Below are 11308 nucleotides of genomic sequence, written 5' to 3' on the forward strand. Positions count from 1 at the left end.
TTATGTTGATAATTTTTAATCAATTTTATACATTGCTGAAGATAGAAACTGTATTTAAGTTGAATTAATCTGTTTTGATGAGTTAATGCTCATAAATGAAAATTCCTTATTCTAGCCTGTAGTTAAAACTGCTAATCATAAATATTCTAAAAATAGCCTAAGCTTAATAAGTGGTTCAAAAGTGGCCCAGGCCTTTGCTTGGCAAATCAGATTTTGACAAAGCAAAGGCCTGGGAATCCGCGAATTTGATTTTTTGTTTTAATAATCCTCAATATTTTAATTTATTGAGGTCCTTTCATAGAATTAATGAGTAAAAAAAGTCTAATTTGGTTTGACCAAAGTAAAAGATACAAATATGATAATTACATTACAGCAAAATCTGTAATCAGGCGTGGAAACCTGAAAATTACTACAGAAGCATTAAAACCGCTTTAAGCGGTTTTTTTTGTGCTTATTATGCTTAGCTTGCCATTATGGTAGGCCAGGCAGGGCAGTCTATGACTGGCCGTCTTCTGTAGTGCGGTATTTCCACCCCTGTTTGGTCTACCTCCATCTCGTGGAAAAGATGGTTGTAGATAGTCAACTCTAAACTACAGGTACTAAACATGAAGATTTTATTATCTAATCCCCCCATTTCTCTTAGGTCTCTTTTGTTAGCGCTGACTGGATATTGACGGTCATTTAATTCACAGCTTTAACCAAATCGAACTATATACATTTTCAAATTTCGTACTTGTGCGAAAGTAGGAAAGTGTTGCCTGGAGAAAATAAGAAATGGGTTCTACACGACTATTGACCAATATTATTCAGCGTAAAGTCATGTTGCCAGAAGAAATGTCACCTTCAATGCAGCGTGACAATTTTGAAGTGGCACTGACTGATTTTGAAAAGCATCCAATCATCAAATGTTTATTTAAGGCGGATAACCAGCGTTCTACGGAATGTTGGAGCGTGCAAGAAATTGCAAACTTTATTGAAGATTGCACAGAAGATCAAAACATCAATTTATGCATTTTGTATTGGAAAGATATACACGGCAATATTTACATTATTGATGGGGCACATCGTCTTTCCTGTATCTATGCGTGGATCAATAGATATTTTGCGGATGAGCAAGTCACTCAAGCACCTAATTTCAATGATCCACAAAAACAAGATATTCGTTACCTCCGCAATTATTTAGGAGATCTCGCTGATTTTCAAAGAATTTGCACTGATGCTGAATTTGCAGAAAAAAAGTCGAAGTTAGAAGATATTAAAATCAGTTTCAGGCAGGTACTGGGGACTCCGGAAGATGCGCGACGGGTATTTCAATCGATTAACTCAGATACTAAACGTTTAGATAAATATGAGGAATATCACCTAAGAAATCGCGGTAGTGACGCGTATTATGCGATCTATGCCTGTTGTTATATCAATGACAATAAATCTAACCTAGAAGAGCTCCAATATACACGTTTAAATGAGTTGATTGAGTTAGGGGAGAGGATCCACCAGCTACTTTTTTCGACCATTTTATTAGACAATGAAATGAGTCATGGCAAAAAAATTGGCTTGGTCAATGAGCTGATGAATATCATTGCGGGTGATCAGATTCATAATATTATGAGTCTGAATCAGGGGGAGCGCGTTGAAAACCTAATGTCGCATCTGTTGACCATTCTTTGCAGAATAGCGACGCCTGTAAAAAATGCTGGGGTTCCGAGTTTGGGCTTACATCCATACTTATATTTTTATAAGGATCAGCGTTTTCAGATTACTTCTTTTCTTGCATGGTTTTCAATTGTGTATGAAATTCATGAAAGCCGCATGCAGATTCATCATCGAAAGATTAGTTTCAAGGACTTCACCCGGGTACGCCGTAGTATTGAGTTCTTGATCGCCAATTTCCCCGTGGTGACCACCGAAACGGTCGGCAAGTTCGGCAGTGGTATTAAGGGCTATGATCGGCTACAAATTGTCTATAAAGCCTTTATTTGCTTAAGCTTGGAAATGGATGTTGATTTTGATGATGAGAAATGCCTGAATACCTTTATTCTGTCCATGTCTAAGGCCTTCAAGTACATAAACTTTAACGAGTTCTATGTCGAAAGGTTTTTGGGTGGTTATGATGATGCAGTAGTCAAGAATGTGGTGGGATATGTGGAGTCGATTAGTCCAATTTCTCGGTCAAAGCCAAAGGCCTTTTCGGCATTAACCAAGAGTCTGCTTAAGCACAATTTTCTGGTGGGTAATCATAACTTTTGCCTCATTTGTGATGGATTGATCTATCTTGATTCTACTGAATCGGATCATCGGATTGCCAAAGCCGTAGGTGGGCAAGGCGTTCTAGAGAATGGCCTGCTTGTTCATCCCATCTGTAATAGGATGAAATCAGATTTGAGCCTGGAAGAGATTAGAGCGGATTTGTTTGGTGAATTACTGTATTGAGCAGCAGAGGGGGTAAATTAATTTTATAAAATTTATCAATGATTTAACTTTTGATATATTCAGCCAATGTGGTTGTTTTTAATTCACTTTAGAATCACAACCAGAAACTAGCTGTAGTTTCTGAATGACCGTCAAGGTCCTTAGTTTTGCCTATAGATTCCCCCTATGGGCATTTTTTTTTGATCAAAAACATGTATAAGTGACTTTAAAATAAACCTTTTAGCAATTCATACGCAATAAGGCTGATACCATTAGCACAATAAAAATGAGTTCCACTCTAGTTAACATCTTAGTTCCATTTACTTTTCACTTAATTTATATAGCAGTTAAGTCGCAGCATCAATGACATAACATGAGATGGAAAATAATCAAAAAGACAGAATTTGGATTTTGATCAGATCTGCTGTTTACATGCTTCTACAGCAGCTTTGAATGTTTCACTTAACCTTTAAACTTTTTCTAAAATTAAATATATTTACATATACGTTCTAAAATTTGATAGAATTTATTAAAACTTTAGATTCTAAGTGTAAATAATGAGAAGCGCTAATATTCGACGTGATGGCTACTTAAAATTTCTGAATACATGGCAAGACCGTGATGTCATTAAAGTACTTTCAGGTGTGCGTCGCTCTGGAAAATCCACCTTATTGGCGATGTTTCAACAAGACCTAAAAGCACAGGGTGTACAAGCCGAAAACATCATTGCCATCAACTTCGAATTTATGGAATTTGAAGAACTCACCGATTACCGTAAACTACATGATTATGTATTGTCCAAAGTTGATAAAAGTAAAAAAAACTACGTTTTTTTAGATGAAATACAACATGTTACAAATTTTGAGAAAGTAGTCGACTCCTTATATGTTCGGGATTATATCGATTTATACATTACAGGCTCAAATGCATTCTTTCTAAGTGGAGAACTTGCGACTTTACTTACAGGACGCTATATCGAGCAACACGTTCTACCTCTGTCATTCCAAGAATTTAAACAGTGGCATATTGAAAATAATCCGATCATCCAACAATTATCCAATCGTGATTTGTATGCCATGTATACGCGCAGTAGTTTCCCTTATACGCTTGCCATGACTAGCCAGCAGGAAACTTATGATTACTTGCAAGCGGTCTATGCCAGTGTAATGTTTAAAGACGTTATTCCCCGTTTGAATACTGCCGATATTAACTCTCTCGAGCGTGTCGCAAGATATTTGGCAAGCGTGACAGGCTCACCTATTTCCATCAATAAAATTAAAAATACCTTTGTTTCAAGTGGGGTTAAGATTTCATTTGAAACAGTAAAACGCTATATTCAGGGCTTACAGGACAGTTTGTTATTTTATAGTGCCGCACAATTTAAAGTACGCGGGCGTGAGTTATTACAATCCTCTGAAAAATACTATTTAGTTGATGTCGGATTGCGCCGGATTATGTTGCCTGATGCTAATGCTGATCAAGGTCATATCTTAGAAAATGTGATTTATCTTGAGCTTGTCAGACGAGGTTATACGGTCTATGTAGGGCGGGTTGATGAATATGAAATTGATTTTGTTGCTGTCGATACTTTACAGAATTTAACTTATTATCAGGTGGCATTAGAAACGCTCAATGAGGAGACACTCAGCCGAGAGTTACGTCCATTACAGAAAATTTCTGATTCGTATCCCAAATATTTACTTACCTTAGACACGATAGGGACTGAAGCAAATTATAATGGTATTGTAAAAATGAGTGCTCTCGATTGGTTGCTATCTGAAAATAAGTAAAGTTGAGGGTAGTCATCGGCACTTCTATTTATTGATCAAAACCCAAAGACTTTTCAGCATTAACCAAGAATGTGATCAAGCATAATTTCTACTCCATTTGTGATGGATTGATTTACCTCGACTCGATTGAGTCAGATCATCATGATTGAGCTACAGTCGCTTACTGAAAGTAGCGAGAATTGCGCTGGAGTTTCTGAAGGATATTAATTCCTTAGTTTGCCCATTCATCCGTGTGGGCATTTTTTTTGATTAAAATACAATGCTATTCTTGCTAAAAAATGACGGCACCCACCATAAAACACAATATTCCAAAAATAATCCAAGGCCAGATCTTTGTCTTCGGTTGTTCTAAATTCTGAGGATTATATTCCGTGTGTTCTAGCGATGTCGGTTGTGGAACACGGGTCTTTTTAGAGTAAGGCTGGTGTTTAGAGTAAGATAGTCCCGTACCTGGAATACCGACACTGGTTCGCGTACCTTTTTTTCCAATATTTAGAGAAGCACCAGGTTTGCCAATGCTGGCACTGCTGATGCCTTTATGGGTCAGATTAATTTTAAAACCCGGGAATAATTTAATACTTTTACGAAATCTAAAACCCATATTGCTCTCATTCTAAAACTTAGCTCAATTCACGCGCTATACCAGGATCCATGATCTGCTAGAGATCGTACTTTGACGGCTATCATCACGATATTAGTATATTTTTTATCTGGTGATTGCAATACCACCTTTAAATACCGTAAAAAATGTTTACTGTACATTTGCCATGGGGTAATCTTAGAAATCTTATTTATTGACTGATTGGTATATGACGACAGATAAGCATGAAGTGCTTCTTCGAATGCGGGCGATCGAGCTGCTTGCTTACTGGGAAGGTCGTTTGGTTACCAATCGTTTGATGAGCTGGTTTGGGCTTAGTCGACAGCAGGCTTCTGCGGATATCAAGCGTTACAATACGCTGTATAACCCAGATGCCTTGGTCCATGATCCCTCCGTAAAAGGCTATGTGCCTAAAGCCACGTTTCAACCGGTGCTGACTACCGTACATATCAATGAATATCTCAATATGCTGTCAGGTTTGGTTAGTGAATCGCATACCCTGATTGCGACACCAGAACCGAATCTTGCAGCAGTTCAATTACCTGATCGCAGTGTACGTCCTGAAGTGATTCGGGAAGTTTTGCGTGCCTGCCGAAACCAAAGTACTTTAAAAATGATTTATGCCTCGATGCAGAATCCGCAGTGGCATGAACGCATCATTTCCCCACACACCCTGGTGTATACCGGTTTTCGCTGGCATGTCCGTGCCTATTGCCATCAGAGCAAGCAGTTTAAGGACTTTTTACTCTCCAGAATTGATCGCACACCTGTTGTGGTGGCGATTGAGTCAGTAGACCCTGCTCAGGATCAGCAATGGCATGAAGAAATTGTACTGACGCTGATCCCTAATCCAAAATTGAACTCATCACAACAAGCGCTGGTCGAAAAAGACTTCGGCATGCCTGATGGCAGATTACAGATTCCGGTGAAAAAAGCCCTGGCTCACTATACTTTGCAGCGATATCAGGCCGCGATCACGCTGGCTGAGGCGGATGATGCCTTGAAATATCCCTTGGTACTACAACGCTCAGATATCGAAAAGCTGTCGTCTTACCTGTTTGATCAGGCCTCATAGGAGATTGGCCATGTTAGAACAATTTCATTATGACAGTGACCTGATTGGTGGCTCCCTGATGGTGCGTGAAAGCCGGCTGATCGCGGATCTGTTATTACGAGAAGCGACTCCAGAACAATAGCATCAGGCAATTCAGATTGACAATATTCTGCAAAAAAGAACGCCTGCTTCAGCCCAACGTAACGCCACTGCCATTCGTAAGCGTCTTGAGCGCTTAGAGCCTGATTTCTGGAAAGCTTTGCGTGATGGGGATGATGAGCTGGCGACCCAGGTGGCTTTTTGTGGCGCACTGGAACGCAACCTGTTGCTGCTTGAGTTTATGGAAACGGTGATGAGGGATGGCTATATCTCCCAGGCGCAACACTTGGACAGTTATATCTGGTCAGATTTTTTGGATGAACGCTCACAACGCGATCCGGATATCTGTGATTGGAAAGAGTCCAGCAAGAAAAAAATGGGGCAGGTGGTGTTTCGCATGCTGGCAGAAGCCGGTTACTTAAAAAGTACCCGTAAGCTAGAGTTGCAGCGCGTGATCGTCAGAGCAGAGCTGCGTAGAGCCTTCTTGTCGCGCTGGAGAGACAGTTCCAAATACTACCCAACCTTCGTACACTCTCCCAGACCGTGGCCAATGCACTGCGGATCCAAGAAAAGGTCGGGGCTTTTGATCTGGAGCAGCTGCTCGATGTCATGACCTTTGAAGTGATTGAACAAAAGATCATTGTCGATCTGGCCAGCCAGATCCCTGCAGCAACCAAAGCTGAACTGGAACATTTCAGAACGATTATTTCTACCCGTTTGGATGGCTATTGGGCTTCCAAACATAAGGACGATGCAACTCGCCGTAAATACCGTACCGTCTATACAGCGTTGCAGGCAGCGATTGAGCTGTTCAGCCTGCGACAGCAGTTTGATTCCGGGTTCTATTTCGACTCCAGCGAAGCATTGTATAAAGCCTACGAGCAGGAGTTGTATCGCTTTGATATGGCCTATCGCCACTACAGTGCTGCTTCTCAACGCGCTCATGTCGATATCCTGAAGAAACTCGATGAAGAAGTCGAAAATTGCTATTCCTACTGGTTTATTGACCACTTGGCACGAAACTGGGGTGAGCGTGTAGAAGCTGAGCAAAGCTTGAATGTCTGGAAAGTGGCAGATATCCCAAATCAGCAAAACTTCTACCATACCCATGTCAGACCCTTACTGAGTTCTGCAACGAAACGCCGTATTGTGGTAATTATCAGTGATGCTTTTCGCTATGAAGCTGCGGTAGAGCTGCGTGATCGTATCAATGAAAAGCGTTATTCCGAAGCGACCTTGTCTTCACAGCTGGGCGTTGTCCCAAGTTACACCACACTTGGCATGGCCTCGTTGTTGCCGCATCAGACTTTGGAGTACAAAGAGGCCGCAGGGGATGATGTTTTAGTAGATGGACAGTCCAGCAAAGGGACTGCAGCACGATCCAAAATTCTGGCTGCCTATAATGGATTGGCGGTTACCGCTGAAACGGTAAAAGGTTGGTCGCGTGATGAAGGCCGTGAAGCACTGAAAGACCATGAGCTGGTTTACGTTTATCACAACGTGATTGATGCTCGGGGAGACAGTGCCTCGACAGAATCAGAAACCTTTATGGCGGTAGAACATGCCATTGAAGAGCTGACCGAACTTAGCCGCAAAATTTTAATGCATTTCAATATTTCTACCCTATTGATTACAGCCGACCATGGCTTCCTGTTCCAGCAAAGTAAACTGGAATCTGCGGATCGTTCAAGCTTGACTGAAAAACCTACCAATACATTGAAAAGCAAAAAACGCTATGTGATTGGGCATGGTTTACCAGAGAGCAAGGAAGCATGGAAAGGCTCAACCCAAGCTACGGCAGGCACACTATCTGCGACTGATTTCTGGATTCCAAAAGGGGCGAACCGTTTCCATTTTGTAGGAGGCTCACGTTTCGTGCATGGTGGCATCATGCCTCAGGAAATCGTGGTGCCTGTACTAACGGTAAAACAGCTGCGTGGTGAAAAGGCCGGACAGCGGACCAAGCGTAAAGTTGAGGTTATTTCTACCAAATCCACGCTGAAAATGGTCAATAACATCCAGAAGTTTGATCTGATGCAAACTGAAGCTGTCAGTGAGCTAGTCATGCCAGTGACCCTGTCGATTGCCATTTATGATGGGGATCTCAAAGTTTCCAGTGAAGAAACCTTGACCTTTGATAGCAGTACCGACTCTGTTGCCGATCGGGTTAAACAGGTCAGACTGTCATTATCTGGCACTGATTTTGACCGTAAAAAAGATTACTTCCTGGTACTGAAGGACAAAGACCTGAATATCGAAATGCAGCGCTATAAGGTCACCATTGATCTGGCATTTACCGATGACTTCTTCTGATAACGAATTAACGATAGAGCGTAGCCTACATGGAATCTGCTAACGATAAAGAACTGGATCAGCTGCTGAATGAACACTTTGCTGGGCGGGTGGTACGTAAGGATCTAACTAAACTGATCAAAGAAGGGGCCAATGTCCCAGTCTATGTACTCGAATACCTGCTGGGGATGTACTGTGCCTCGGATGATCCAGAGATCATTGAACAGGGACTACGTAACGTAAAGACGGTTCTGGCAGAGAACTATGTACGACCTGATGAAGCTGAGAAGGTGAAATCCCTGGTTCGTGAACGGGGCAGTTATAAGGTCATTGATCGGGTGACCGTAAAGCTGAATGAGCGTAAGGACAAATACGAAGCATCATTTAGTAATCTGGGGATCAAAGATGCCGAAATCTCGGCAGGCATCGTCAAAGAGTATGAAAAATTACTGGTGGGTGGTATCTGGGTCATTGCTACGCTCAGTTATTATTTTGAAGAAGGACAAACCAATTCTCCATTTGGGGTGAGTTTACTCAAGCCGATTCAAATGCCGAATATGAATATGGATGAACTTTTCAGTGGCAGAGCAGCATTAAGCACTGATCAGTGGCGCGAGAGTTTAATCCGTTCGATCGGCATGGAACCGGCTTCGCTAAAAGAGGACGTGCAGTGGCACCTATTAGCGCGTATGGTTCCGTTCGTTGAAAATAACTATAACGTTTGTGAACTGGGACCACGCGGTACCGGGAAAAGCCATATTTACAAAGAGTGTTCACCGAATAGTATTTTAGTCTCCGGTGGGCAAACGACTGTCGCCAACCTGTTCTATAACATGAGTAGCCGCCGTATTGGTCTGGTGGGGTTGTGGGATGTGGTAGCTTTTGATGAAGTTGCCGGTATTTCCTTTAAGGATAAAGATGGCGTTCAGATCATGAAAGACTACATGGCCTCAGGATCTTTTGCCCGTGGTCGTGAACAGATGGAAGCCTCAGCTTCGATGGTTTTTGTGGGTAATATCAACCAGAGTGTGGAATCCCTGGTTAAAACCAGCCATCTCTTGGCGCCGTTCCCTGAAGCCATGATTGATTCGGCATTCTTTGATCGCTTTCATGCCTATATCCCAGGCTGGGAAATTCCCAAGATGCGTCCGGAGTTCTTCACCAACCGTTATGGCCTGATTGTTGATTATCTGGCTGAATTCTTCAGGGAAATGCGTAAGCGTAGTTTTGCGGATGCCATTGAGAAGTACTTCAAACTCGGAAATAACCTGAATCAGCGTGATGTGATCGCCGTTCGCAAGACTGTTTCTGGATTGATGAAGCTACTCTACCCACACGGTCAGTTTGAGAAAGAAGATGTACAGCAATGTCTGGAATATGCGTTGCAGGTACGCCGGCGTGTCAAAGAGCAGCTGAAGAAAATTGGGGGCATGGAATTCTATGATGTGCATTTCAGCTATATCGATAATGATACCTTAGAAGAACATTTTGTATCGGTAAAAGAGCAAGGTGGAGGTGGACTGATTCCCGAAGGTCCAGCCAAGCCAGGTTTCTTATATACCATCGGGCTCAGTAATAAAGGCATGCCAGGCTTATACCGCTTAGAACTTCAAGTGACCAAAGGTTCAGGAAAATTGGCGACATCAGGCTTATGGAATTCAAGCAGTGCCAAAGAACAGGTCAAAATTGCTTTTGATTACTTCAAGGCCAATGCATCCAGAATATCGGGTGGCAGTAAGGTGCTGGAACATGACTTCCACTTACATGTGGTTGAATTACAGAATACCGGGCCGCTCAGCCATCTTGCCTTGCCAAGTTTAGTGGCTTTCGCTTCTGGCCTGTTAGGACGATCGGTACAAAGTCAGATGGTGGTACTGGGTGATATGAGCTTGGGTGGCTCTGTGACTCCGGTGGAAAGTATTGCCGAATGTCTGCAAGTTGCTTTTGATGCTGGTGCCAAGAAGGTTGCTTTGCCAATGAGTAGTGCGGCAGATATCCCTACGATTCCTGTGGAACTGTTTACCAAGTTCCAGACCAGTTTCTATGCAGATCCGGTGGATGCTGTGTTTAAGGGGCTGGGAGTGGATTAAGTTGATTCTGTATAAATCAATTAAAGAGAAAAGCTTTTAAAATGATTAGGAAATATGAATCACATGAAGGATTTAATAACAGCTATTTTGGTTAAACAGCCCAAACTTACTGCTAGAGAAATTGCCAAAACTCTTGGTATTGAAAAGAAAGAAGTGAATGCTTTTTTATATCAAAATCAAGATATATTTTCACAAGATGAAGCCTTTTGCTGGTCTTTAGCTATAAACCCGTCAGTTAAAAAATTAGAAAGACCAATGATGAACTCTGAACTTGAATTAAATGATATTGTTAAAAATAAACTGATTCAATTGTTGGATTATGTATCTCATCAAGCTGAGGATACTCAAAAAATTCAATATGAAATTAATGGTAATAGATTTTATTCCTATGATCTTAAAAAACTTCGTGGTTTAAAGATTCTGAATGATAGTGATTGGTGGTTTCAAATTGAACGCTTACAACTTCAATCGATGCCTATACCATCTAAACAACTGTCTTTGCACATCCATGTTGAAACTGAAAAAGTACCGACTTTTAATTATGCTAGTTTAAATAAGCTAGTATCTTTTAAGCGAGTTGATCACTTGCGATTAGCTTACTTTTTAGTGGCAAATGATTTGATCACTAAAATTGGCATAATTCAGAAGTTGTTTAAAGAATTTGAAAATTATCGAAATAATTGGGAACTTTGGAAACAAGACAATGATGAGATTAAAAAATCCATTATTGTTTATGACAAATTATTCTCTTGGAATACTGCAATTAACCTAGGTGGAACAGGCGATGGTGAGGAAATTGTTGCAGGTTTTGGTTTAGTTGATTGGGTACTTCCTACTACTCAAAAATCTTATTCATATCCTTTAATTACTATTCCTTTAGAAATGGAAATAGAAAAAAATGGATTAATACGTGTAGGTGCTAAAGATACACGTGCCAATATCGAAATGGATGCCATTTTATTAGAGGATGATA

6 protein-coding genes and 3 pseudogenes are annotated in these 11308 nt (G+C 41.2%); 8 read left to right on the forward strand and 1 reads right to left on the reverse strand.

Features of this window, described 5'->3' with window-relative positions; translation table 11 throughout:
• Window positions 1–774 precede the first annotated feature (774 nt).
• The 3 genes and pseudogenes from Q9R24_RS14585 to Q9R24_RS15020 all read left to right on the forward strand — a co-directional run.
• Entirely contained in the window at window positions 775–2430 is a 1656-nt protein-coding gene (locus Q9R24_RS14585; protein WP_311204750.1) for an HNH endonuclease signature motif containing protein, read from the forward strand.
• A gap of 536 nt (window positions 2431–2966) precedes the next feature.
• On the forward strand, window positions 2967–4199 hold the full coding sequence (locus Q9R24_RS14590) for an ATP-binding protein (RefSeq protein WP_001255534.1): 1233 nt from the start codon (window positions 2967–2969) through the stop codon (window positions 4197–4199).
• A gap of 35 nt (window positions 4200–4234) precedes the next feature.
• Window positions 4235–4339, forward strand: a pseudogene (locus Q9R24_RS15020) (HNH endonuclease); the annotation flags it as partial.
• Window positions 4340–4470: 131 nt separating this feature from the next.
• Here the strand turns inward: Q9R24_RS15020 and Q9R24_RS14595 are convergent.
• A complete protein-coding gene (locus Q9R24_RS14595) occupies window positions 4471–4800 on the reverse strand; it encodes a DUF4236 domain-containing protein (RefSeq protein WP_000506885.1) in 330 nt (109 codons plus the stop codon).
• 208 nt (window positions 4801–5008) lie between these two features.
• Between Q9R24_RS14595 and Q9R24_RS14600 the strand changes: the two genes are divergently transcribed.
• From Q9R24_RS14600 to Q9R24_RS14620, 5 genes and pseudogenes are all read left to right on the forward strand, one after another.
• Window positions 5009–5875 carry a WYL domain-containing protein gene (locus Q9R24_RS14600; RefSeq protein ID WP_071320612.1) on the forward strand — a complete coding sequence of 289 codons (867 nt, stop codon included), beginning with the start codon at window positions 5009–5011 and terminating at the stop codon, window positions 5873–5875.
• A gap of 10 nt (window positions 5876–5885) precedes the next feature.
• Window positions 5886–6464, forward strand: a pseudogene (locus Q9R24_RS14605) (DUF1819 family protein); the annotation flags it as partial.
• A 32-nt stretch (window positions 6465–6496) separates the two neighbouring features.
• Window positions 6497–8266, forward strand: coding sequence for a BREX-1 system phosphatase PglZ type A (gene pglZ / locus Q9R24_RS14610; RefSeq protein ID WP_404976616.1), 1770 nt, complete (start codon window positions 6497–6499; stop codon window positions 8264–8266).
• 29 nt (window positions 8267–8295) lie between these two features.
• Window positions 8296–10335 carry a protease Lon-related BREX system protein BrxL gene (gene brxL / locus Q9R24_RS14615; protein WP_311204749.1) on the forward strand — a complete coding sequence of 680 codons (2040 nt, stop codon included), beginning with the start codon at window positions 8296–8298 and terminating at the stop codon, window positions 10333–10335.
• Window positions 10336–10398: 63 nt separating this feature from the next.
• Window positions 10399–11308: pseudogene (locus Q9R24_RS14620) on the forward strand (DNA helicase); the annotation flags it as partial.

The organism is Acinetobacter sp. RRD8, from assembly GCF_031844225.1.
In the GTDB taxonomy this organism is placed as follows: domain Bacteria; phylum Pseudomonadota; class Gammaproteobacteria; order Pseudomonadales; family Moraxellaceae; genus Acinetobacter.